General features: G+C 65.5%; 18 protein-coding genes. 4 read left to right on the forward strand and 14 right to left on the reverse strand.

Translation table 11 applies throughout. The features are described 5' to 3' along the window. Positions 1–6: 6 nt before the first annotated feature. Positions 7–936 carry a LysR family transcriptional regulator gene (locus DPM35_RS09140; RefSeq protein WP_112126917.1) on the forward strand — a complete coding sequence of 310 codons (930 nt, stop codon included), beginning with the start codon at positions 7–9 and terminating at the stop codon, positions 934–936. Positions 937–939: 3 nt separating this feature from the next. Here DPM35_RS09140 and argE read toward each other — a convergent pair whose 3' ends face one another. After that, positions 940–2,097: an acetylornithine deacetylase gene (gene argE / locus DPM35_RS09145; protein WP_112126918.1), complete on the reverse strand. Its 1,158-nt coding sequence runs from the start codon at positions 2,095–2,097 to the stop codon at positions 940–942. 223 nt (positions 2,098–2,320) lie between these two features. Here argE and DPM35_RS09150 point away from each other — a divergent pair, with 223 nt between their 5' ends. Further along, positions 2,321–4,390, forward strand: coding sequence for an oxidoreductase (locus tag DPM35_RS09150; RefSeq protein ID WP_112126919.1), 2,070 nt, complete (start codon positions 2,321–2,323; stop codon positions 4,388–4,390). A gap of 84 nt (positions 4,391–4,474) precedes the next feature. Here the strand turns inward: DPM35_RS09150 and DPM35_RS09155 are convergent, their stop codons facing one another. The 6 genes from DPM35_RS09155 to DPM35_RS09180 all read right to left on the reverse strand — a co-directional run bounded on the left by DPM35_RS09155 (position 4,475) and on the right by DPM35_RS09180 (position 11,019). Continuing rightward, the gene (locus DPM35_RS09155) at positions 4,475–5,497 is read right to left on the reverse strand and encodes an aminopeptidase (RefSeq protein WP_112127127.1); all 1,023 of its coding nucleotides are present in this window, start codon (positions 5,495–5,497) and stop codon (positions 4,475–4,477) included. A gap of 253 nt (positions 5,498–5,750) precedes the next feature. Further along, on the reverse strand, positions 5,751–6,857 hold the full coding sequence (locus DPM35_RS09160) for a class I SAM-dependent methyltransferase (protein WP_112126920.1): 1,107 nt from the start codon (positions 6,855–6,857) through the stop codon (positions 5,751–5,753). 15 nt (positions 6,858–6,872) lie between these two features. Further along, on the reverse strand, positions 6,873–7,451 hold the full coding sequence (locus DPM35_RS09165) for a DUF3726 domain-containing protein (protein WP_181591969.1): 579 nt from the start codon (positions 7,449–7,451) through the stop codon (positions 6,873–6,875). Further along, complete coding sequence (locus DPM35_RS09170; RefSeq protein WP_112126922.1) at positions 7,448–9,097, reverse strand: hypothetical protein; 1,650 nt, start codon at positions 9,095–9,097, stop codon at positions 7,448–7,450. The genes DPM35_RS09165 and DPM35_RS09170 overlap by 4 nt, the downstream gene beginning before the upstream one ends. Further along, positions 9,094–10,095 carry an Ldh family oxidoreductase gene (locus DPM35_RS09175; protein ID WP_112126923.1) on the reverse strand — a complete coding sequence of 334 codons (1,002 nt, stop codon included), beginning with the start codon at positions 10,093–10,095 and terminating at the stop codon, positions 9,094–9,096. Before DPM35_RS09175 ends, DPM35_RS09170 begins: the two co-directional genes overlap by 4 nt. 15 nt (positions 10,096–10,110) lie before the next feature. Then, positions 10,111–11,019: a LysR family transcriptional regulator gene (locus DPM35_RS09180; protein WP_112126924.1), complete on the reverse strand. Its 909-nt coding sequence runs from the start codon at positions 11,017–11,019 to the stop codon at positions 10,111–10,113. A 100-nt stretch (positions 11,020–11,119) separates the two neighbouring features. Between DPM35_RS09180 and DPM35_RS09185 the strand changes: the two genes are divergently transcribed. Both DPM35_RS09185 and DPM35_RS09190 read left to right on the forward strand, forming a co-directional pair. Then, entirely contained in the window at positions 11,120–12,568 is a 1,449-nt protein-coding gene (locus DPM35_RS09185; protein ID WP_112126925.1) for an aldehyde dehydrogenase family protein, read from the forward strand. Beyond that, positions 12,565–13,542 carry a membrane dipeptidase gene (locus DPM35_RS09190; protein WP_112126926.1) on the forward strand — a complete coding sequence of 326 codons (978 nt, stop codon included), beginning with the start codon at positions 12,565–12,567 and terminating at the stop codon, positions 13,540–13,542. The genes DPM35_RS09185 and DPM35_RS09190 overlap by 4 nt, the downstream gene beginning before the upstream one ends. Before the next feature lie 8 nt (positions 13,543–13,550). Here the strand turns inward: DPM35_RS09190 and DPM35_RS09195 are convergent, their stop codons facing one another. The 7 genes from DPM35_RS09195 to DPM35_RS09225 all read right to left on the reverse strand — a co-directional run bounded on the left by DPM35_RS09195 (position 13,551) and on the right by DPM35_RS09225 (position 23,287). Further along, positions 13,551–14,366 (reverse strand): NAD-dependent epimerase/dehydratase family protein, encoded by an 816-nt coding sequence (locus tag DPM35_RS09195; protein WP_112126927.1) that lies wholly within the window; start codon positions 14,364–14,366, stop codon positions 13,551–13,553. A 3-nt stretch (positions 14,367–14,369) separates the two neighbouring features. Further along, entirely contained in the window at positions 14,370–15,572 is a 1,203-nt protein-coding gene (locus tag DPM35_RS09200; protein ID WP_112126928.1) for a pyridoxal phosphate-dependent aminotransferase, read from the reverse strand. Continuing rightward, on the reverse strand, positions 15,569–17,188 hold the full coding sequence (locus DPM35_RS09205) for a hydantoinase B/oxoprolinase family protein (protein WP_112126929.1): 1,620 nt from the start codon (positions 17,186–17,188) through the stop codon (positions 15,569–15,571). Before DPM35_RS09205 ends, DPM35_RS09200 begins: the two co-directional genes overlap by 4 nt. Beyond that, on the reverse strand, positions 17,185–19,281 hold the full coding sequence (locus DPM35_RS09210; RefSeq protein WP_112126930.1) for a hydantoinase/oxoprolinase family protein: 2,097 nt from the start codon (positions 19,279–19,281) through the stop codon (positions 17,185–17,187). The genes DPM35_RS09205 and DPM35_RS09210 overlap by 4 nt, the downstream gene beginning before the upstream one ends. Next, positions 19,278–20,948 (reverse strand): thiamine pyrophosphate-binding protein, encoded by a 1,671-nt coding sequence (locus tag DPM35_RS09215; RefSeq protein WP_112126931.1) that lies wholly within the window; start codon positions 20,946–20,948, stop codon positions 19,278–19,280. The genes DPM35_RS09210 and DPM35_RS09215 overlap by 4 nt, the downstream gene beginning before the upstream one ends. Positions 20,949–21,065: 117 nt before the next feature. After that, a complete protein-coding gene (locus tag DPM35_RS09220) occupies positions 21,066–22,472 on the reverse strand; it encodes an FAD-binding oxidoreductase (protein ID WP_112126932.1) in 1,407 nt (468 codons plus the stop codon). Positions 22,473–22,525: 53 nt separating this feature from the next. Next, on the reverse strand, positions 22,526–23,287 hold the full coding sequence (locus DPM35_RS09225) for an amino acid ABC transporter ATP-binding protein (RefSeq protein ID WP_112126933.1): 762 nt from the start codon (positions 23,285–23,287) through the stop codon (positions 22,526–22,528). Positions 23,288–23,293 lie beyond the last annotated feature (6 nt).

Here is a 23,293-nt window from a genome sequence, read left to right on the forward strand (position 1 = left end):
ACGCCCATGCCGCTCCGCTTCACGCTCAGACAGCTCGAATATTTCGTCGCCGTTGGCGAAGCCGGTTCGATCGCCAAGGCGGCCGAGCAGGTGAATGTCTCGCCGCCCTCGATCTCGGCATCGATCGCGCAGCTCGAAGCGGAGTTCGGCGTCCAGCTCTTCGTGCGCAAGCATTCGCATGCGCTGGCGCTGACGGCGGGCGGGCGCCTGTTCCTCAAGGAGGCCGCGCGCCTGCTCAACGATGCCGACGCGCTGCACGACATTGCCGGCGATATCGCCGAGAAGGTGCGCGGACCGCTGGCGGTCGGCTGCCTGCTGACTTTCGCGCAAATCGTGCTGCCGGCGCTGCGCAGAAAGTTCGAGGACGCCTATCCGGATGTGCGGGTCCGCCAGTTCGAGCGCAACCAGGGGCAATTGTTCGAGATGCTGCAGCGTGGCGAAATAGATGCAGCGCTTACCTACGATCTCGAATTGTCGCAGGACATGACGTTCGAACCGCTGATGCAGTTGCCGGCCTATGTGATGCTGCCGGCCGCGCATCAGCTGGCGGGGAGAGCGGGGATCACGCCCGAGGAGCTGGTCGACGAGCCGATGGTGCTGCTCGATCTGCCCTACAGCCGGGAATACTTCCTCTCAGCGTTCCAGGGGCTTCGGCCCAGGATCGCCGAGCGCACCGGCGACATCGCCGTGATGCGCTCGATGGTCGCCAACGGCTTCGGCTACGGCATCGCCAATATGCGGCCGCTCAACGCCATGTCGCCGGACGGTAAATTGCTGGTCTTCGTTCCCCTGCTGGGCGACATCAGGCCGCTGACCATGGGCATTGCGCTGCCCAATGCTGAGCACCGCACGCTGACGGTGCAGGCCTTCATCGACCACTGCCGCCGCTTCGTGGTCGAGCAAGGCGTCTTCGGCACCGAACGCATCGTCAAGTAAGATTCACGGCCAGCCGTCGGCGAGCCGCGACAGCAGCCGCTCCAGCATCTCGTCGCAGCGCCGCAATTGCTCGATGCTGACAAATTCGTCCGGCTTATGGCCCTGCGCCATCGAGCCCGGACCGCACACGACGGAAGGCGTGCCGAGATCGCGGCTGAACAATCCGCCTTCCGTGCCGAAGGCGACCTTCATGGTGTCGTTGGCGCCGGTCAGCGATTTGACGAAGGCGACCGCTTCCGAAGCGGCCGGCGTGTCGAGCCCGGGATAGGTGTTGGTGATCTCGATGTCGATTGCGGCTTCGGAGGCGATCGAAGCGGCGTCAGAGGCAATGCGAGCCGCGGCAGCGCGAAGCCTGTCGAGAATGCCGGCGGCGTTGTCCGCGGCGACATTGCGGATCTCGAATTCCACCTCGCAAAGGTTGGGCACGATGTTGAGCGCTACGCCGGCATTGATCTTGCCGACATGCACCGTCGTATAGGGAATGTCGTAGTCGCCGTCGCGGGCGCCGTCGCGGGCCAGCCGGTCCTGCTCGTCGCGCAAGGCGCGCACGAAATCACAGCCGAGATGGATGGCGTTGAGCGCCAGCGGAGCAAGCGCCGAATGGCCTTCGCGTCCCTTGCAGACGGCGCGTGCCGCGAGCTTGCCCTTGTGCCCCGTCGCCACCTGCATGTTGGTCGGCTCGCCGACGATGCAGAGCAGCGGGCGTTGCGGTACGGCGCTCAGCATTTCAATCAGGTCACGCACGCCGAGGCAGCCGACCTCCTCGTCATAGGAGAGCGCGAGATGCAAGGGGGTGCGCAGCGGCATTTTCGAGGCCTTGAGGCAAGCGGCGAGCGCTGAGGCGACGAAGCCCTTCATGTCCGCCGCGCCGCGCCCATAAAGCTTGCCGTCGCGCGCGGTCATTTCGAATGGCGGCAGCGTCCAGTTCTGGCCGTCGACCGGGACGACATCGGTGTGGCCGGACAGCATGATGCCGGGCTTGTCGGCCGGGCCGATCGTGGCAAAGAGATTGGCTTTATGTCCATCCGCGCTGCGGATGATCTGGCTGGCGATGCCGCTCCCTTCGAGCAGGTCCACCGCATAACCGATGAGGTCGAGGTTCGAGTCACTGCTCACCGTCGGGAAGGCGATCAGCCGTTCGAGGATCCTGATGCTGCCCATTTTTCTTTTCCCATTGCCGCAACCGGGTGTGTAGCATCGCGGCGCGGCGGCGCTGAAGTCGCATTTGGCTCAGCCCCGGTTCATCGCAGGCTAATCCCCGGATACGCGATTAGGCGCATCCTAATCCGCACAGAAGAATTCCGTAGTTTTCCCGTGCCGGCGCCAACTTATGAGTAATCTCGGCGGGATCGGCAGGACCGAGCCTGCATGAAGGAAGCTATCAATGCGCGACCCACGCTACGACATTCTGTTCGAGCCGATGAAGATCGGTCCGGTGACCGCCAAGAACCGCTTCTATCAGGTTCCGCATTGCAATGGCGGCGGCTACCGCGATCCTTCGGCCGCGGCAGAGATGCGGCGGATGAAATCCGAAGGCGGATGGGGCGTCATCTTCACCGAGCAGACGGAGATGCACCACACTTCGGAGATCACGCCCTTCATCGAGCTCAGGCTGTGGGACGACGCCGACATTCCGGCCCTGGCCAAGATGGCGAAAGCCATGCATGAACATGGCGCGCTCGCCGGCATCCAGCTCGCCTATTCCGGCATCAACGGTCCCAATCTCTACACCAAGGAGGTTCCGCGCGGGCCGTCGGCCCTGCCGATCCGCACCTTCACCAACGATCCGGTGCAGGCTCGCGCCATGGACAAGCAGGACATACGCGACCTGCGCCGCTGGCACCGCAATGCCTTCAAGCGCGCGAAGCAGGCAGGTTTCGATTTGGTCTGTCTCTACGGCGCGCATGGCTTCGGCATCATCCAGCATTTCCTGTCCACCGCCACCAACCAGCGCAGCGACGAATACGGCGGCTCGCTGGAAAACCGTTCGCGGCTGATGCGCGAGCTGATCGAGGAAGGGCGCGACGCGATCGGTCACACCTGCGGCCTGACGCTCAGGCTGTCGCTGGACGAGATGATCGGCGAGCTTGGCTTCGCCAATTCGGAAGTCCGCGACATGATCGAGATGCACGCCGACCTGCCCGATCTCTGGGATCTCGCCCATGGCGCCTGGGAGGATTGCTCGGGGCCCTCGCGCTTCAAGGAAGAGGCGGCGCAGGAGAGCCTCGTCTCCGGAATCAAGAAGCTGACCTCGAAGCCGGTCGTCGGCGTCGGCCGCTTCACCTCGCCCGACGTGATGGTGCGGATGATCAAGTCGGGCACGCTCGACTTCATCGGCTGCGCGCGCCCGTCGATCGCCGATCCCTTTCTGCCGAGGAAGGTCGAGGAGGGCCGCATCGAGGACATCCGCGAATGCATCGGCTGCAACATCTGCATCACCGGCGACATGACGATGTCGATCTCGCGCTGCACGCAGAACCCGACCTTCATGGAGGAATGGCGCAAGGGCTGGCACCCGGAGCGCATGCAGGCCAAGGGCGACAGCGACAGCGTGTTGATCGTCGGCGCCGGGCCCGCCGGGCTGGAAGCTGCCCGCGCGCTCGGCCTGCGCGGCTACCAGGTGGCGATAGCGGAAGCCGGCACCGCACTTGGCGGCCGCGTGGCGCGCGAGTGCCAGCTGCCGGGCCTCTCGGCCTGGGGCAGGGTGCGAGACTATCGCCAATACCAGCTCAGCCAGATGCCGAATGTCGACATCTATTTCGAAAGCCGGTTGTCGGCGGACGACATCCTGTCCTTCGGCTTCCAGCACGTCGCCATTGCGACCGGGTCGACCTGGCGACGCGATGGGGTGGCGCGCGCCCATGTCGTGCCGATGCCGATCGATGCCGCCATGCCGGTCTACACGCCCGACGATCTGATGGACGGCAAGGTGCCTTCCGGCAATGTCGTGCTGTTCGACGATGACCACTATTACATGGGCGGCGTGCTGGCCGAGCTGATGGCGCGGCAGGGCGCGAAGGTGACCCTGGTGACGCCGTCGGCCTATGTCTCGGACTGGACCCGCAACACGCTGGAGCAGGGGGCCATCCACCGCCGTCTGGCGGAGCTGGGCGTCGATATCGTTCTCAACAGGACCGTCACGAGCATCGTGTCGGGCGGCGTCGTCACGGCCTGCGCCTATACCGGAGCGCGGCAGGAACTGGCGGCCGATGCCATCGTTCTCGTCACGTCGCGCAATCAGGACGACGCGGTCTGGCGCGAGCTGAAAGCCCGGGAGAGCGAGTGGGCCGGCAACGGCATCCGTTCGATCAAGGTCATCGGCGATGCCGAGGCGCCAGGGCCCATCGCCTGGGCCACCTATGCCGGTCACCGCTTTGCCCGCGAGCTGGACGAAGCCGATATCGGCGATGCCTTGCCCTTCCGGCGTGAGGTGACGGCGCTGGCGGCTGAATAGGGCGGTTCACCGCGTCACGGGCACGCGAACCGCTCTCTTTGTTTTTGCGCAACTCCGGCCGCCAGCGATCTCCGATTGGTCGCCTCAATCACACGTAGCCGCAGCCTTGAGCGCCTCGGCACGGGAAGACGCGGGCAAATTTCCGATCCGTCGAACAGAGGCGTAGAACTTCGGATAGTCGCCTGAGCACAGGTCGAACAAGCGAAGAAACGCCGGGACCTGTTCGCCGTAGACGGCAGTGGCGGCGAGCTTCGCGTTGTTGATCGGGCTGTCGAACCAGGCGTCGTATCCCCGGTATCCGGCCCAGCGCTTGTCGCGCATCTGCCGGTAGCGCGCCCGCAGCCTGTCGATCGTAGCGACCTTGGCGGCCGCCATCTGCGCCGGGGTGCGGGGACTTCCATAGACCTGTTTCAGTTCGTCCCGGGTCTTCGAGATCAGTCCGAGAAAATCCGCCTTGCGCTTGCGATCGGCTTCGTAGCTGCGCAATCCGGCGCGGTTGCCGGTGGCGCGCAGCCATTTCCTCGTGCCGGTGGTTTCGACGGCAACCGCGAAGGCCTCGTTGAACGCGGAGTCGCCGTTCACATAGACTTTCTGATGCGCCAGCTCATGGAAGACAAGGCTGGCGAGATAGGTGTCGTTCTGGCGCAGCATGGTGCTGAGCAGCGGGTCGCTGAACCAGCCCAGCGTGGAATAGGCCGTGATGCCTGTCACATAGACGTCCAGCCCTTGCCGCTGCAGCGCGGTGGCATTTTCGAGCGCGTCCTTGCGCGAAAAGTAACCCTTGTAGGGAACGCAGCCGAACACCGGAAAGCACCATGTTATCGGCGCGAGCGAGAATTGCGGCGCGGCAAAGACCGCCAAGGTCACATCGTTGCGGCCGACGTCGACATAGCTGCGGTAGCTGCTGTTGTCGGGCAGCGCCAGTTCTTCCGTGGCAAAGCGGCGGATGGCGCTGGCCGACGTCAGCTTGGCGCGCAATGGCGCCGGCGTCGATGGATCACGGATCAGCTTCGCGACATTCTTGCGCGCCGCCATGATCTGCACATGGCCCTCCAAAGACTGCGCATAGTAGGAAATGCTGGTGCATCCGGTCACGCCGGACGCCATGATCGCAGCGGCAAGCCATCGAAAAACGCGCTTCAAAGCTTGCTCACCGCCTGCTCATCTCCTCGGGAGCGAATGTCTCCCCCCTTGATCCCGAGTCTGAAACAGGCGCGCCTGTTTTCGTCAAGACCTGGAGCGGGCGGCAGCGCGGCGTGGCATCGCAAAATGATGCGTCCGATCATTGTCCGATCAATCGGCGGCATCGGGAGACATCGCGCCGATAACGGACCCGCAACGACAAAACCGGCCGGTCCCGTCAAGACTTGACGATTTCCGTCACGCAGTGGACGTAGTCCATGCGATGGCCTTCGGGAGCCCGTGCGACGTCGGCTTCATAGGCGCCGTAGAAATCGTCGATGATCGCGGAGCGTTCGCTTGGTGGTCGCGAGGGATCGAGCGCGTTGGCGAAAACGGTCTCGGACCAGGAGCGCAGAGTCGGCACATACGCTCTGGCGAAATCCTGCGCATTGCGGTGGGTGCGGAAGGCTTCGGCATAGGGGCAAGGCGTCACCATGGTGAACATCGTCTCCAGCCTAAGTCCGGCTTGCGACACCAGCGAAGCGGGATCGCGGAAAGGCGCGGCAAACTCCTCAGGTGTCTTGTAGAACTGCTGGAACGTCGCGTTGACGTATTCCGTCTCGTTGATCCGCCCAGCCCGCAGCAGGTCGCGCCAATGGCGCGCGAAGCTGTCGAACATGTCGGTGCCCGTCGTATGTCCGAGATAGCGGCCATCCTCGTCGACGCAGAAATTGGCCAGCGCAAGCCGCCCGCCCGATCGCAATTCGCGCGCCCTGGCAAGCAGGATCGTCTCCCAGTCGCGCAGCGCCTGCGCACGGAACTGCTCGCGCTCGGCATTGCTTGCACCGACTGCCTGGACGTGATCGGCGATCATGCACGGCCGCTTGCTGATCCAGTGCATCGCCGTCGCGGAGAAGCCGAACGAGAGCGAATCGTCCGGCAGGATCTGTCGATAGAAGCTGGTGCCGCTGCCGAAGATGTAGAGGCCGGGCGTCTCGGCCAGCGGGACGTCCGTGGAGGTTCCCAGCAGTCCCTGGCTCAGCCGGAATAGAGTCGAGAAATCATTATGGGGCAGGTCGGTGTAGGTGATCGTTATCGCTCGGTCCGGTTCCGCCTCCCGAACGGCGCCGACCAGCCGCCGCATCATATCCATCGAAGTGCCCCCATCGGCGGCGCCGAAATCGGCGATCGCGAAGGGCAGGCCGTCGGCCAGTCGGGGCATCCTGGCGACAGCCTCGACGACGAGATCGCCGACCTTGTCGATGACGTATTTGGCGCCGACGGTGTTGGCCGAATAATAACCCGCCCCGCGCATGGCGATCTTCTGGCCGTCGGCTGCGCTCATTTTCTTTTCCCCTTGTTATTCATCGTCCACACGGCCGCCGCCGGCGCCGCGCGCACGCGACCTTTCGCTTTCCGGCACATAGGTCCTGGCGGCGAAGGAATTGAGCGCCGCAAGCGTTGGCTCGTCGATCGCGCCGCGCCGCCTTGTTGCCGGCAGCTCGGTTTCGGCGCGGCGTTCGATGACGACATCGGCGCGCGTCGCCGGCCCCACGGGCCGCGCCACGCCCATCACCGAGCGGCGCAGCATGGCGTCGAGCCAGATCGGCAGGCCGACATCAAGGATCGCCAGCGGCATAGCGTGCGCTGGAAGCGGTTCATCGAGCAGCAGAGCCGCGGTTCGGATCGGACAGAGCGGCCTTCCGGTGCGCTGGTCGACCTCGCCGCTCCGCCAGCGCGCCGCGCGGGCAGCATCGGGCAGCTCGAAGGATTGCGCGTGTTCGGCAAGGCTCAGCATGGCCAGGCCCCAATTGTCGGCTTCGACCGCGATCCGGCGCGCCGCGCGGCCGATATCCTCGGCCAATCCCCATGAAAATCCGGCGCCCCGCGCCGCCTTGGCGCACAGTGTTTCCACCTCGTTGAGCGAAAGGTCGATCACGCGGGCTCCCCTGCCATCGTGGCGACATCCTCGATCAGCGGCTCGCCGCTGAACAGCGCGATGCGCAGCCAGCGGTCGGAGCGCGGATCGAAGCTGCGCGCGCCGAAGAACGCCAGCTTGGCGCGCAATATGTCGACGGGCCGCAATTCGGCGCCGATCATATTGTCGTGGATCTCCGCATAGGGAAACTTCGCGACGATCTGGGCGCGTCGCACCGCATGGCGCCATTCCGGCCGGCGCAGCAGGAAATCGGCGACACTGGCCGAGGACGGCTCCTGAGCCAGCGCGGCCGCCAGGCCGAGCGCGTCGCGCGCGGTGGCCAAAGGCTGTTCGAGCTCGGCGCCGTCCTCCTCGAAGCGCTCGCCAAGCCTAGGCTCGAGCTTTTCCGCCGAGACATACCAGAAGCGCGCATTGGCGGCCGGGTGGGCGAAGTCGATATCCGCCGCCCAGGAATAGCAGTCGAGGAGCGCGTGGCGCAGCGAGCCGCAGTTCATGCCGCCGTCGACGGTATGGCCCGGCGTCTCGTCGGCCTTCATCGTGTCGCCGAGTTCGTCGATCAAGGCGCCATGCGGTTCGAGGATAAGGGAGACGCAGGCTTCCTGTGCCTCCAGCGAGAAGTGATCTTCAGCGAAGCGATAGAGCGCATCCCATGGGCGCGGCTTCGCCAGAAGCTGATCGAGACTTTCCGTCAGCGTGTCGAGATCGTCGGCAAGCAGCCGGGTCGCGGCGGCCTGGCGGCTGTCGTCGCTGTGCCAGCGGGCGACGCGTCGGCGCAGATCGGTCAGCGCGTTCGAGAAGGCGTCTCGTTCCGCCTCGCCGGCCTGTGGTTCGGCGCGCACCCGCGCCAGCGCGGTTTCGCGGGCCAGGAACCAGCTATGCGTCAGGAGCGGATGGCGCACGAGGAAGGGCGCCATGCCGAGCCCCGTCGCATTGCCCACCCCGAGCGCCCGGCGCAAATCCGGCGCCAGCCTTGCCGCGCCGGCCGGATTGCGGCAATGGGCGATATGATCAACAAGATCGAGGGTGAAGGACCGGATCAGCCAGACGGTGAGCATTTCGGCCTGGAAGGATCCGGCAAGCTCCGGACGCGCGGCGATCTCGTCGCGATCGGCGATGCCGAACTTGCCGTTGCCGTAGACCGCCGTGGTGCGAAGCAGATAGCCGACGCCGAGCAGTTGCTCCTCATCCGGCTGTTGTCCCTGCGCCAGCGCCGTGGCGACGTCCTCAAAGAGCCTGACACTCTTGTTCGCGCGCGCCAGCACCAGTTCGCGGCTGGTGTAGCGGCCCGCCTCCTGCAGCGGCGCATTTGCCTCCAGCCGGGCGATGTCGGCGGCGTCCGGCAAGCCGTCGTAGAGCACGTAGCTCGTGTCCCAGGCCTGCGCGATCACCCGGTCCGAGCGCTTCTCGTCGTCGAGCGGCGTCGAGAACGCCACCAGGCTGTAGGTCCTCGCCGGCGTCTCGACCGCATAGACCACGCGCCCGAACCCATGGTCGTCCAGGTCGAACAGGTGCTTGCGGACACGCCATCTCTCCCTGGTGGCGCGGCGGATCAACTGGCGTAGGAAGCTGAGCCGCGTCGGATGCGCCGCGCCAAGCCGCTGCAGGCGCATGACGACCTCCGGCGGGCGCAGCGCGATCGCCGTCATGCGGCGGTCCCGGAAAGTTTTTCCAGCGTGGCGAGCGTCTCGGCAGCCACCTCGATGCCTTGGACATTGTTCTCGCGCGCGCCGAAACGCCTTGTGCCCGGGAGCCTCGCCTCGCCGATGAAGGCGCCGGCGACGGTTTCCAGATTGCCCGCAAACAGCCCACCCGACGTGGCGTCGGGCGAGACCGCCAGGAAGAACTGGCCGGTTCCGGGTGGCCCTCCGGTCGTGCCGGAGAACGGGCTCGCGACAAGTCCTGGATTCGCCCCTGTCAGGCATGCGGCAAAGACCTCCACCAAAAGCGCCGCCCCGACGCCCTTGTAGCCGCCCGCCGGCGCCATGGTGCCCTTCAACGCTTCGCCGGCATCGGTGGTCGTCTCGCCGCTCGCGTCGAAAGCCCAGCCGGGCGGGATCGGCTCGCCGGCGCGGGCGCGCTTGATGACCTCGCTCTTGGCGACGACGCTTGCGCTCTGATCGATGACGAAGCGCGCGCCGCCCTGTCCATCCGGGACCGCGAGCGACCAGGGATTGGTGCCCACGGCCGCCTTGCCGCCGCCCCAGGGCGCGATCGAGGCCGGCGCGTTGGTGAAACCCAGCCCGACCAGGCCGGCCTGGGCGATCCGCTCGGTATGATAGCCCAACGCCCCGCAATTGTAGGAATTGCGGATGGCGAGCGCTGCCACGCCTTGCGAGCGGGCCGCTTCGATCAGCGGCGGCAGGCCGGCGGCGATGGCCGCATGGGCAAAGCCGTTGCCGGCATCGACGGCGACAACGGCCGGCGCCGGCCGGGTCAGGCGCGGCTCGGCCAGTCCCAGCACTTTGCCGCAGGTCAAGTGCTCGCAATAGGTCGGCAGATACATCAGCCCGTGCGACTTCAATCCGTCGCGTTCCGCCGCCGCGATGGCTGCAGCCAGCGCCTCGGCCTGCCGCTCGCTTGCGCCATGCCGCGTCAGTGCTTCCCGGGCGAGCGTTTCGATGCGGGCTTGCGTCAGGCGTGTCATCCGGTCAACCACCAATCATGCCGCGGCATAGCCGAACTCTCCCTCGCTCGTCTGGGTCTGCTGGCGAATGCATTCGATGAAGCGCAGCGACGCGGGCTGCAGGTTCCGGCCTTCCTTGGCGATCCAGCCGACCGTCCGGCTCGAGCGTGGATCGGCAAGCGGAACGAAGCGCACGGCATGGCCGCACTTCCAGCGGCAGAGCCGGGGCAGGATGGTGACGCCCAGCCCGGCCTCCACCATCGCCAGATTGGAGCTCACATTGGTCGCGGTGAGCTTCGAGCCGGCGGCAAGCGCCTCGATCTCGGCAAGCCCGAGTGCTTCGGCCGCGCCATTGCGGATGAAGTTCTCGCCTTCCAGCTGCGCCCATTTCAACGGACGCTTCGATTTCGCCAGCGGATGGTCGACCGGACAGACGAAATCGAGCGGCTCGTGGAACAGCGGCTCGAAACTGAGCTGCGGTCGCCTGGCGGCAAGCACGCAGAGGCCCACCTCCACCATGCCGTTTTCGACCGCCTCAACGATAGCACTGGAATCGCTGTCGCGGACGTGGATGTCGAACCGGCTGCCCTCGGCGCGAAGCTGGGCGATCGCGCGCGGCAGCAGGGTCACCGCGACCGAAGGAACGCTTGCCACGTCGCAGCGGCCCTTCCGGTCCGCGGCGTAGCTGGTCATCGCCAGACAGGCGCGATCGTAGTGCGCGATCATGGCGCGCGCCTCGTCGAGCACGATGCGGCCGACCGGCGAAAGCGCGCCCTTGCGCTCGCTCTCGAACAGTGGGGCGCCGATATCGTCTTCCAGTTGCTTCAGGGTCATCGACACGGCTGAGGGCGTTCGGCCGATCTGATCGGCGGCGGCGCGCACGCCGCCGGTCTCGCAGACCGCGACGAAGCTGCGCATGCCTGTCAGGCTGATGGTTTTGGTCACTGTTAAGCTTGCCTGAACATTTGTGCCAAAAATTGAGCTTGATTGAAGTTCACAGCATTGGTTAGGTCGTTGTCAACCGAATTGATGCAGGTCGAACACGATGCTGAACGGTCGGAACTTTGTTGCAGGCGAATGGCGCGACGGCGCCGACTGGATCGAGGATATCAATCCATCCGACGTGACCGATGTCGTCGGGCGCTTTGTCCAGGCGCGGCCGTCCGACATCCATGACGCCGTTGCGGCGGCGCAAGGCGCGCAGCGCGAATGGGCAGCGGCGGGCCTCGAAGCGCGAGCCGCTGTTCTCGACGCCATCGGGCGCGAGTTGATGGCCCGCTCGAAGGAGCTTGGCGAACTGCTTTCGCGCGAGGAGGGCAAGACCCTTCCCGAGGGTGTCGGCGAGGTCTATCGCGCCGGGCAGTTCTTCACCTATTTCGCCGCCGAAGCGCTGCGCAATCTCGGCGCGTCCGCCGACTCGGTCCGGACCGGCGTGGATGTCCTGACCGAGCGCGAGCCGCTCGGCGTCGTCGCGATCATTTCCCCTTGGAATTTCCCCATCGCCACCGCGTCCTGGAAGATCGCGCCGGCGCTGGCCTTCGGCAATGCCGTGGTCTGGAAACCGGCCAGCATCACGCCGGCCAGCGCCTGGGCGCTGACCGAGATCATCAGCCGGCAGGCGATCCCGAAAGGCCTGTTCAACCTTGTCATGGGATCGGGGTCGACGATCGGCCGCGAGCTTGCCGCCAATGCGGACATACAAGGCCTGAGCTTCACCGGCTCCGGCGATGTCGGCTCCGGCATCGCGGCGCTGGCGGCGGCACGCTTCGTGAAGCTGCAGCTCGAAATGGGGTCGAAGAATCCGTTCGTAATCATGGATGACGCCGACATCGATCGCGCCGTCGATCTTGCCGTGAACGGTGCCTTTGGCGGCACCGGGCAGAAATGCACAGCCTCGTCGCGCCTGATCGTGCATCGGCCGATCCATGATGCCTTCGTCGAGAAGCTGCTGGCGAAAGCCGGGGCCCTGAAGGTCGGCCATGCGCTTGAGGCCGGCGTCCAGATGGGACCGGTGGTGAGCGCCGAGCAGCTCTCGGCCAATCTCGATTATGTGACGTTGGGCATCAGCGAGGGCGCCGAGCTTGCGACCGGCGGCGAAGCGCTCGACCTGGCGCATCGCGGCCACTACATGGCGCCGGCCGTGTTCCTCAACGGCCGTTCGCGCATGCGCATCAACCAGGAGGAGATGTTCGCGCCGATCACCTGCGTCATTCCGGCCGACGATCTCGACGAGGCGATTTTCCTTGCCAACGACACGCCCTATGGGCTGACGGCCGGCATCGCCACGCGCTCGCTGGCGCGCGCCACGAAATTCCGCCACGCGTCCCGTTCGGGCTGCGTCATGGTCAACCTGGCCACCGCCGGCACCGACTATCACGTGCCGTTCGGCGGCGTTCGCGCCTCGAGCTACGGCCCGCGCGAGCAGGGACGTTCGGCGGTCGAGTTCTACACCCAGGTCAAGACGTCATACATCCACGCGGGCGCGGCCGAATGACCAGCGACGCGCCGCAAGTTCTCATCGACGGGCTGCAATACTGCAACTGGTCGCGCGAAATTTTCGAGGAGATGCGCCGGGGCGGGCTGACCGCCGTCCACGCCACGGTCGGCTACCATGAAGGTTTTCGCGAGACGGTGCGGCATCTCGTCGATTGGCGTACCCGCTTCCGCGACAATGAGGACCTGATCCTTCTGGCGCGCGACGCCGGCGACATCAAGCGGGCGCAAGCCACGAACCGGACGGCGATCTTCCTCGGGCTGCAAAACCCGATGCCGATGGAAGACGATATCGGCCTGATCGAAATGCTCTTCGATCTCGGCATCCGCTTCATGCAGCTCACCTACAATAACCAGTCCTTGCTCGGTTGCGGCTGGATGGAAAAGGAGGACAGCGGCGTGACGCGCATGGGACGCGAAGCGATCGCCGAGATGAACCGGCTCGGCATGATCATCGACCTGTCGCATGCGGGCGAGCGGACCGCGCTGGAGGCGATCGCGCTCTCAGAGCGCCCGGTGGTCATCAGCCACGCCAACCCGCGCTGGCTGCGCGACAGCAATCGCAATGTGTCCAAGCACGTTTTGCAGGCACTGCGCGAAAGGGAAGGGCTGCTCGGCCTCTCGCTTTATCCGCTGCATCTTCCAAATGGCTCGGACACGACACTCGATCAATTTGGCAAGATGGCCAGGGAAGCGGCTGAAATCATGGGGGCGGAGCATCTCGGCATCGGCTCGGATCTCTGCCAGGGCCAGCCCGACGGCGTCGTGCGCTGGATGCGCGAGGGCCGCTGGACTCGCGAGGCCCAGGCCGCTGCAAGCTTTCCGGCTCAGCCGTCCTGGTTCGGATCGAACCTCGATTTTCCAGGGCTTTCGCAAGGCCTGCTCGCGGCGGGCTTCGACGAGACGGGAACATCCCTCGTGCTCGGCGGCGCCTGGCATCGCTTCATTCAGGCCAGCCTGCCTCCTGCTGGCTGAATGGCTCGCTATTCTGCCGGCTTGTCGTCCGGGTGGCCAAGCTCGCAGAACCAGCCGCCGAGATATTTCACCGAGGGCCTCTTCGGATCGGGAACAGGGGTCTTCGCCTCGACGGCGGCGCGGAACGGCTCGGCACTGTCCTGCGGGATGAAGCCGAGATGGTCGGCGCCGCTGTTGTCGACCATCTTCAGCTTGTTGTCGGATATACCGAACGAGATCGTGTGGCCGACGCGCGGCGCGGTAAGCGAAGCCTCGACCAGGCGCACGCAGTCGGCGAAGGAGAGATACGACCACAGCATGCGGCGATCGGCCGGTTCGGGGAAGGACGAAAAGATGCGCAGACACACGGTCTCGATACCGAATTTGTCCCAATAGAGCCGGCTCAGGCTCTCGACGAAATTCTTCGAAACGCCATAGAGGCTGTCCGGCCGCACCGGCGCGTCGACGCCGATATGCGCCTCGATCTCGTGATAGCCGATGGCGTGCACGGACGAGGCGTAGATGACGCGCTTCACGCCGTGTTTCCGGGCGCCTTCATAGATGTGATAGGAGCCGCGGATGCTGGAATCCAAGATGGTCTGCCATTCGCATTCGAGGGGCGCGCCGCCGAAATGCACGATCGCGTCGCAGTCCTTGGTGGCCGCGATCGTCGCCTCCATGTCGGCGAGATCGAAGACCGCTTCTTCCTCGTGCGGCGCAAGATCGCCGAAGGGCTCGCGACCCGCCAGGCGGATCGTCTTGGCGAGCGGCACCAGCCCCTTGCGCAACTGCGAGCCGAGCCGGCCGGCGGCGCCCGTGATCAGGATACGTTCGTATTGCGGCATGCTTTACTCCACTTGCGCGACGGCGGCGTTGATCCGCGCGATCGCCTCGGTCAGCACTTCTTCGCTGGTCGCGGTCGAGATGCGGAAATAGGGTGACAGTCCATAGGCGACGCCGGGCACCGACGCCACCCTGCCTTCGTTGAGAAGATAATTCGATACGGCTGTATCGTCCTCAAGCACGACGCCCTTGGGCGTCTTGCGCCCGATCAGGCTGGCGCAGCCGATATAGGCATAGAAGGCGCCTTCCGGCGGCGACAGCGTCAGCCCGTTGATCTTCCTGATCCCGTCGACGACCAGATCGCGGCGCCTCTCGAAAGCCTGGCGAAAACGCGCGACCTCGTCCTGCGGGCCGTTGAGCGCGGCGACGGTCGCAGCCTGGGCGATCGAACACACGGAGGTGCAGGACTGGCTCTGGACCGTCGACATGGCCTTGAGGAGCGGCGCCGGCCCTGCCGCATAGCCGACGCGCCAGCCGGTCATCGCATAGGATTTCGAGACGCCGTTGACGATCAGCGTGCGGCCCTTGAGCTCGGGGCAGGCCTTGCCGAAAGAGACGAATTCGCGCCCGTCGAAGAGGATGTGCTCGTAGATCTCGTCGGAAAGGACGAGCACCTGGGGATGCCTTGCCAGCACCGCGCCGAGCGCCTCCAGATCGGATTCGGAATAGACGGCGCCGGACGGGTTGCCCGGCATGTTCAGGAAGAGCCACTTCGTCCGCGGCGTGATTGCCTTTTCCAAGAGCACCGGCGTCAGCCGGAAGCCGGTGGTCTCAGGGCATTCGACGACGACCGGCACGCCGCCGAGCAGCTTCACCATTTCCGGGTAAGAGACGAAGTAGGGCGCCGGCAGGATCGCCTCGTCGCCGGTTTCCAGCGTCGCCATCAGCGCGTTGAAGATGATCTGCTTGGCGCCGTTGGCCACGACGATGTCGTCGGCTGTGTAGTCCAGCCCGTTCTCGCGGCGGAATTTTCCCGCGATCGCTTCTCGCACTTCAGGCGTGCCGGCAGCGGCCGTATAGAGCGTCTGTCCGGCCTTCGCGGCGAAATGCGCTGCGTCGATGATGTGCAGCGGGGTCGGGAAATCGGGCTCGCCCAGGCCGAGGTCGATCACGTCGACGCCCTTCGCGCGCAGCGCCTTGGCGGCCTGCGAAGCTGCCATCGATGCGGAGGGCTTCACCACCGATAGGCGCGAGGCAACATAGCTCATCGGTCGTCCTCCGTGATGTAACCCTTGGATCGGTCATTGGCTCGCGCGGCGGCGCTGCGCCTGGTCGGATCGCCATAGCCGCCGCCGCCCGGCAGTTCCAGGATCAGCCGTCGCCCGGCCGGCACATGCTGCCAGCCTTTCGGGCGCATCTTCGTGCCGTCATCGAGCTTGACCACGCCGGCAACGCCCGGCTTGCCGCCTTCGCGGCCGTGCGCCGGATGATTGACGCGGTCGAACATCGCCGAGAAGTCGAATTCGTGGCCGTCGGTGGCGGCGATCTCGATGATCTGTCCCAGGCCGCCGCGGAATTCGCCGTCGCCGCCGGAATTGGGCCGCAGCTCCTTGCGCCAGATGACGATCGGACCGGTATGCTCGGTCGCCTCGATCGGCATCGTGTGCACGCCGGATGGGAAGGCCGTCGCCGACAGGCCGTCGAGTTCGGGGCGGGCGCCCATGCCGCCGGAGTTGAACATCAACACTTCGGCACGGCGGCCTTGGCCACCTGCGGCGGGCCGCGCCGAGATGTGGATGTTCCACAGCGCGCCGGCGCCTTCGGCGAGGATTTTTCCGGGCAGCGCCTTGGAGAAGGCGCCGAGCACCAGGTCGGGCACCATGTGGCCGAAAATATGCCTGAGCGCCACCGGCGCCGGACGCACCGCGTTCAGGATGTTGATCGGCGACGAGACGGTGAAGAAGGCAAGCGATGCCGCGTTGTTGGGGATATCAGGCGCCACCATGCATTTCAGCGCATAGCAGGCATAGGCCTTGCTGTAGATGATCGGGCAGTTGATGCCCCAGCGGCTCATCGGGTCGGTGCCGGTGAAATCGACCTCGACGTGGTCGTCGCGGACCGAAACAGTCGCCGCCAGTTTCACCGGCGCGTCGTAGCCGTCGGTCACCAGCTCGTTGGACCAGCTTCCCTTGGGCAGCGCCTTGATGCGTTCGAGCATGGCGTCGCGGGTGCGAGAGAAGATGAAGTCGCGGAGACCGTCGAGCGAAGTGAGGTCGGTTTCCCTCATCATGTCGACAAGGCGGCGATGGCCGACCTCGTTGCAGGCGGCCAAAGAATAGAAATCGCCGACGACCTGGTTCGGCTCGCGGACATTGGCGCGCAGGATGCGGACGAGGTCGAGATTGACCTTGCCCTTTTCCGCGAACTTCATGATCGGGATCTGGATGCCTTCCTCATAGACCGACTTGCCATCGGCGCCGAAGCCGCGGCCGCCGACATCGACGACATGCGCCGTGCAGGCGAAGAAGGCGACGAGCTCCCCGTTGAGGAAGGACGGCGACACCATGGTGATGTCATGCAGGTGACCGGTGCCGAGCCACGGATCGTTGGTGACGTAAGTGTCCCCCTCGAACATCTCCTCGCGCGGGATTGCGTTCATGAAATGCAGCACGGCTTCGGCCATGGTGTTGACGTGGCCTGGCGTGCCGGTCACCGCCTGCGCCAGCATCTGGCCGCGCGGATCGAACACGCCCGCAGACAGGTCGCCGGATTCTCGCACCGACGTCGAGAAGGCGGTGCGCAGCAAGGTCAGCGCCTGCTCCTCGACCACCGAGATCAACCGGTTCCACATGACCTGCATGCGGATTTCGCTGATGTCGCTCATGCCTGGCTGCCTTTGCGGATCAGGAGGATGGCGCCGTCGCTCTGGATGACGGCGTCGAAGCTGGTGGTGACGACGGTCGATGTCTCGCGCTCGACGATGACCGCGGGGCCTGCCACCCTGTCGCCGGCACGAAGCGCGTCGCGTTCGACGATGCCATAGGTTTGTTGCGCGCCGGTCGCCGGATCGAACACGGCGCGGGTCGTTGTCGGTTCGCTCGTCTTGCTGCCGGTGGTGAGTTCATGCCGCGTCACGGCCGGACGAACGTCCGTCGCCTTGACCGACCAGGTGACGATCTCGATCTCCAGCCCGTCGAGCCCCTCGATGGCGCGGCCGAAGAAGCGCTGGTAGTTTTCTTCGAACAGCGCCTTGAGTTTTGCCACCGCATCGTCGCCGAACGGCTCGTCCGACAGCGGCACGGGGATTTCCCAGCCCTGGCCGGCATAGCGCATGAAAGCGGTGATCTCGCACACGATATTGCCGCTGGCGCCGGTGCGCACGAAACCTTCGGCCGAGGCTTTGAGGTCGGCGAGCAGTGCGTTGACCTCGGCCGGATTGAACCGGGACAGGCGCGTCAGCTTCGACGCCAGCGCCTCGTAGCCGAACGGCGCTTTCAGGAAGCCGATCGCCGAGCCGACGCCCGCGCCCTTGGGCACGATGCACTGGTCGATGCCGAGCTTTTCGCAGAGCCTTGCGGCATGCAGTGGTGCCGCGCCGCCGAAGGCGATCATCAGATTGTCGGAAATGTTCTTGCCGTTCTCGACGGCGTGGACGCGGGCGGCGTTCGCCATGTTCTCATCCACCACCTCGCAGATGCCGAAGGCGGTCGCCATGGCATTCAGCGACAGGCGCTCGCCGACGTCGCGCAGGATCGCCTGTTCGGACGCGGAGGTGTCGAGCTTGATCGCGCCGCCGGCAAAATTGTCGGGGTCGAGCTTGCCGAGCACCAGGTCGGCGTCGGTGATTGCCGGGCGTTTGCCGCCGCGGCCGTAGCAAGCAGGACCGGGTTCCGAGCCGGCGCTCTCCGGCCCGGTCTGGATGCGGCCCATGGCGTCGACCCAGGCGATGGAGCCGCCGCCGGCGCCGATCTCGATCATCTCGATCACCGGAATGGAGATCGGCATGCCCGAGCCTTTCGAGAAGCGATAGGTGCGCGCCACCTCGAAGGTCCGCGCCGTGCGCGGCGCGAAATCCTCGATCAGGCAGATTTTTGCGGTGGTGCCGCCCATGTCGTAGGAGACGACCTTTTCCAGGCCGAAGCGACGGGCGATGTCGGCGGCGAAGATGGCACCTCCCGCCGGGCCGGACTCGACCAGGCGAACCGGAAATTCCGAAGCGGTCTCCACCGAGATCAGGCCGCCGCCCGAATGGATCATGAAGACCGGGCATTCGGCCCCCATGTCCTTCAGTCGTGTCTGCAAGCGCGCAAGATAGTCGGCCATTTGCGGCCGCACATAGGCGTTGGCGCAGACGGTGTTGAAGCGCTCGAACTCGCGCATCTGCGGCGAGACCTCGGCGCTGATCGAGATCGGGATGCTGAGTTTTCGCGAGAGGATTTCGCGCGCCCGGCGTTCGTGGTCCGGGTTGGCGTAGGCATGGATGAAACCGATCGCCACCGAGCCGAAATTGCCCGCCGCGATCCGGTCGGCGATCACTTCGAGGCCGGCTTCGTCGAGCGGCTGCAGCTCCTGGCCCTCGGCGCCGATGCGACCCTTGACGGTAAAACGGTCCTCGCGCGGGATCAGCGGCGTCGGCAGTTGCAGGTTGAGATCATATTGCTCGAAGCGGTTTTCCGTCCGCATCTCAATCACATCGCGAAAACCTTCGGTCGTGACAAGCGCGGTCCTGGCGCCGCGCCGCTCGATCAGCGCGTTGGTGGCAAGCGTCGTGCCGTGGATGATGATGCCGATGTCCGCCGCTGAAATTCCGGCATCGCGGATGACCACGTCGATGCCGTCGAGGATCGCCTGCTCGGGCGCGGCATAATTGGTCAGCACCTTGGTCGAAAACATCTCTCCCCTGACATCGAGCGCGATGTCGGTGAAGGTGCCGCCGATGTCCGCGCCGAGGCGGATGTCGTCTGATCTGGAGGTCATGCCTTGGCCTTCTGCGAAGCGAGCGCTGCGTCGCGCATCTGGGAGAGCGTCTGCCGGGGCGTGAGCGCTTCGGGCGAGATGGCGATGTCGAGAACGGCGCCGGTTGCGGAGTTCAGCGCCCGCTGGAACGCCGCGGCGAAATCTTCGGTCGACTCGACCCGCTCGGCATGGAAGCCGTAAGCTTTCGCCAGCGCCACGAAGTCCGGGTTTTCCAGCGAGGTGCCGGAGACGCGGGCCGGATAATTGCGCTCCTGATGCGCGCGGATCGTGCCATAGATGCCGTTGTTGATGATCAGCACGATCGGCTGCGCGCCGGCCTGCATGGCCGTGCCGAGCTCCTGGCAATTCATCTGAAAGTCGCCGTCGCCGGCAAAGCAGACCACCGTACGGCCGGGATAAGCGACTTTCGCGGCGATTGCCGCCGGCAGGCCATAGCCCATGGCGCCGGATTGCGGGGCGAGCAGCCGCGCCTGCGGCCCGAACTTGAAGAACTTGTTCGGCCATACGGTGAAATTGCCGGCGCCGTTGGTCAGGATGACGTCGGCGGGCAAGGTCTCGCGCAGCCAGGCGCTGACCGCGACCATGTCGACCGGACCGGGCTGCACCGGCGCGGCGAACGTTCCTTCATAGGCCTTGCGCGCCGCCGTGCGCCAGTCGGCCCAAGCGGCCTTCACTGGAGTCAGGGCCTTGGCGAAGGCGTTCGGGCCGGCATGGATGCCGATCGTGGGCACATAGATCTTGCCGATCTCGCGGTCGGAGCCGTGCACATGGATCAGCTTCTGGCGCGGCATCGGAACGTCGAGCAGCGTGTAACCGTCCGTCGTCATCTCGCCGAAACGGACATTGACGGCCAGGATCACGTCCGCATCGCCGATCAGCTTCTTGACATGCGCGACCATGCCGACGCCGGCCTCGCCGACGAAGACCGGCGAGTGGTTGTCGAACTGGTCCTGATAGCGGAACGCCGCGACGACCGGGATATCGGAGGCCTCCGCGAAGGTCTGGAGCGCCGCGCGTCCATCCGCCGTCCAGTTGGCGCCGCCGATCAGCAGGACCGGCCGCTCCGCACCCGCCAGCAGCTTGTGTGCCGAAGCGACCGCATCCGCAGTTGGCGCCGGTTCGAAAATCGTCGCCGGACCGCTGAGCGGTTCGGCTTCGGTCACCGTGGTCAGCATGTCTTCGGGCAGCGCGACGACGACGGGGCCAGGCCTTCCGGTCACGGCCGTGGTCCACGCCCGCGCCACGATCTCGGGAAGGCGCGAAACATCGTCGATCTCGACCGCCCATTTGGCGACCGTTCCGTAGACTGCGCGGTAGTCGATTTCCTGGAAGGCCTCGCGGCCCTTCATGTCGGTGCCGACCTGGCCGACGAACAGGATCATCGGCGAGGAGTCCTGCATCGCCGTATGCACGCCGATGCTGGCATTTGTCACGCCGGGGCCGCGCGTGACGAAGCAGATGCCGGGCGTGCCGGTCAGCTTGCCATAGGCGGAGGCCATGAAGGCCGCGCCGCCTTCATTGCGGCAGAGCACGTAGTCGAGCTTGCCGCGGGTGTCGTGCAGCGCATCGAGCACGGCGAGATAGCTTTCGCCCGGAACGCCGAAGCTCTTGGCCGCGCCGAGAGCGATCAGGCACTCGACAAGAAGGCGACCGCCATTGCGGACCATGCTTCGACATCCTCTTGCAATTGCGGCAAGCGGACCGAGCCTGCCCTTCGCAACTATACCTGCACTGTGGCCGGTCGAGGCGAAATCAAGAAATGCGGTCCATTCGAAAGTTTTTCTTTACTGTGACAAGCGCACCAGAACGCCGGGGTTCATCGTGCCAGATGGATCCAGCGCATTCTTCAACCGCGCCATCAGTTCTCGCTCCACCGGGCCACGATTGCGGTCCGCCATGGCGATCTTGGCGCGGCCAAGCCCATGCTCGGCGGCGAAGCTGCCGCCCATTTCCGTGGCAAGAGCCGACAGCGCGTCGGCGAACGCTCCCGCCTTGCCGTCGAAATCGGCGCGGCCCTCAGGCGGCGAGAGATTGTAGTGGATGTTGCCGTCGCCGAGATGCCCGAACGGATTGATCCGCGTGCCGGGCAAAATGTCGTGGCAGAGTTCTGCGCCGGCTTCGATGAAGCGCGCGATGGCGCCTGGCGGCACGGAGATATCGTGCTTGAGCTGCTCGCCTTCCAGCCGCTGGCCTTCCGGCTGCTCCTCGCGCAGGCGCCAGAACTGTGCCCGTTGCGCACCCGACGTAGCCAGCGCGCCGTCCACGACAAGGCCGTGCTCCATGCCCCATTCCAGCGCTGAAGCCAGGATGTCGTCGAGGGGAACGCGTTGCGAGCCCGATGTCAGTTCCACAAGCAGATAGACATCGCCTCGCGTCTCCAATTGATAGGCTAGGTCTGGCACATGCTTGAGCGCCAGCCCGAGGCCGACGTCCGAAAAGAATTCGAGGCCGGCCAGGAATTCTCCGGCTTCGCCGCGCAGGAAGGCGCCGAACCAAACGGCGCCGGCGAAGTCGGACATCACGAGCAGCGCGCTCGCCTGCTGTCTTGGCGTGGGATAGAGCCTGAGGATCGCGCGCGTCACGATGCCGAGTGTGCCTTCCGAACCGCAGAACAGCTTGCGCAGCTGATAGCCGGCATTGTCCTTCTGCACCGCGCGGAGGCCGTCCCATACCGTGCCGTCCGGCATCACGACTTCGAGGCCGAGCACCAGATCCTGCATCATGCCATACCGGAACGCATGGCTGCCGCCGGCATTGGTGCCGATCAGGCCGCCGATCCTGGCGCTGCCTTCGGCGCCGAGATGCATCGGAAACATCAGGCCATGCGGTTCCAGCGCCTCATGCAGCGCGGCGAGCACGACGCCTGCTTCCACGGCAATGGAGCCGCTGTCCAGATCCGGCTCGCCGATCGCCGTCATTCGTGAGAGCGAGACGATCACCGCGTTCGGCTGCCCGGCGACAGCGCCGCCGCAGAGCCCGGTGTTGCCGCCTTGCGGGATCACCGCCACTCCCGCCTCCCGGCATGCCAGCACCAGCGCGGCGACTTCGGCCGTGTTCGCAGGCCGGGCGACACCCAGAGGCGCGACGCCATAGCGGTTCAGCCAGTCGCGCTGGTAGGGTTCAGCGTCGGCGCCCGAAAGCCAGCCTTTCGATCCGAGAATTGCCTGCAACGCACTAACGGGATCTGCCATGGGGTACCTGAAATGCCCGGATGAACCGCGTATAGACAGTAGCGGCGTTCGGCTCAATGGCCGAGCACCTGCGACAGGAACTGCCGCGTGCGCTCGTTGCGGGAGGCGGTGAAGAATTCCTCCGGCGGCGCTTCCTCGACGATCTCGCCGCCGTCCATGAAGATCACCCGGTCGGCGACCCGGCGGGCAAAGCCCATCTCATGGGTGACGCAGATCATCGTCATGCCTTCGGAGGCAAGCGTCACCATGACGTCCAGCACCTCAGAGATCATTTCCGGATCGAGCGCCGAGGTCGGCTCGTCGAACAGCATGACCTGCGGCCGCATGCAGAGCGCACGCGCGATCGCGACTCTCTGTTGCTGGCCGCCGGAGAGCTGGCCGGGAAACTTCATCGCCTGCTCGGGAATGCGGACCTTCTGCAGATATTGTCGTGCGGTCGCCTCGGCTTCCGCGCGCGGTCGCTTGCGCACGATCATGGGGGCAATCATGCAGTTCTCCATCACCGTCATATGCGGGAACAGGTTGAAGTGCTGGAAGACCATGCCGACTTCGCGCCTGATCCCCTCGATGTTGGCGACATCGTCGTTGAGCTCGGTGCCGAGCACGGTGATCTTGCCGCCATTGTGCTGCTCGAGCCGGTTGATGCAGCGGATCATGGTCGATTTGCCCGAGCCGGAGGGACCGCAAACGACGATCCTTTCGCCGCGCTCGACGGACAGGTTCACCTTCCGCAGCGCGTGGAACGTTCCGTAATATTTGTCGAGGTTTTCGAGGCGGACGGCAGGCCTGTGCGGTTTGGTGGAATTGGCTGTCATGTGCGT

It is taken from the genome of Mesorhizobium atlanticum, assembly GCF_003289965.1.
Taxonomy (GTDB): domain Bacteria; phylum Pseudomonadota; class Alphaproteobacteria; order Rhizobiales; family Rhizobiaceae; genus Mesorhizobium; species Mesorhizobium atlanticum.

Bases quoted from the DNA above. Each gene is read 5' to 3' on its own strand.
- DPM35_RS09155 (WP_112127127.1), bottom strand. From the start codon at position 5,497: ATGGCGTCCGGCGTGACCGGATGCACCAGCATTTCCTACTATGCGCAG.
- argE (WP_112126918.1), bottom strand. From the start codon at position 2,097: ATGGGCAGCATCAGGATCCTCGAACGGCTGATCGCCTTCCCGACGGTG.
- DPM35_RS09175 (WP_112126923.1), bottom strand. From the start codon at position 10,095: ATGACACGCCTGACGCAAGCCCGCATCGAAACGCTCGCCCGGGAAGCA.
- DPM35_RS09205 (WP_112126929.1), bottom strand. From the start codon at position 17,188: ATGAGCGACATCAGCGAAATCCGCATGCAGGTCATGTGGAACCGGTTG.
- DPM35_RS09140 (WP_112126917.1), top strand. From the start codon at position 7: ATGCCGCTCCGCTTCACGCTCAGACAGCTCGAATATTTCGTCGCCGTT.
- DPM35_RS09150 (WP_112126919.1), top strand. From the start codon at position 2,321: ATGCGCGACCCACGCTACGACATTCTGTTCGAGCCGATGAAGATCGGT.
- DPM35_RS09225 (WP_112126933.1), bottom strand. From the start codon at position 23,287: ATGACAGCCAATTCCACCAAACCGCACAGGCCTGCCGTCCGCCTCGAA.
- DPM35_RS09185 (WP_112126925.1), top strand. From the start codon at position 11,120: ATGCTGAACGGTCGGAACTTTGTTGCAGGCGAATGGCGCGACGGCGCC.
- DPM35_RS09210 (WP_112126930.1), bottom strand. From the start codon at position 19,281: ATGACCTCCAGATCAGACGACATCCGCCTCGGCGCGGACATCGGCGGC.
- DPM35_RS09195 (WP_112126927.1), bottom strand. From the start codon at position 14,366: ATGCCGCAATACGAACGTATCCTGATCACGGGCGCCGCCGGCCGGCTC.
- DPM35_RS09220 (WP_112126932.1), bottom strand. From the start codon at position 22,472: ATGGCAGATCCCGTTAGTGCGTTGCAGGCAATTCTCGGATCGAAAGGC.
- DPM35_RS09215 (WP_112126931.1), bottom strand. From the start codon at position 20,948: ATGGTCCGCAATGGCGGTCGCCTTCTTGTCGAGTGCCTGATCGCTCTC.
- DPM35_RS09170 (WP_112126922.1), bottom strand. From the start codon at position 9,097: ATGACGGCGATCGCGCTGCGCCCGCCGGAGGTCGTCATGCGCCTGCAG.
- DPM35_RS09160 (WP_112126920.1), bottom strand. From the start codon at position 6,857: ATGAGCGCAGCCGACGGCCAGAAGATCGCCATGCGCGGGGCGGGTTAT.
- DPM35_RS09200 (WP_112126928.1), bottom strand. From the start codon at position 15,572: ATGAGCTATGTTGCCTCGCGCCTATCGGTGGTGAAGCCCTCCGCATCG.
- DPM35_RS09190 (WP_112126926.1), top strand. From the start codon at position 12,565: ATGACCAGCGACGCGCCGCAAGTTCTCATCGACGGGCTGCAATACTGC.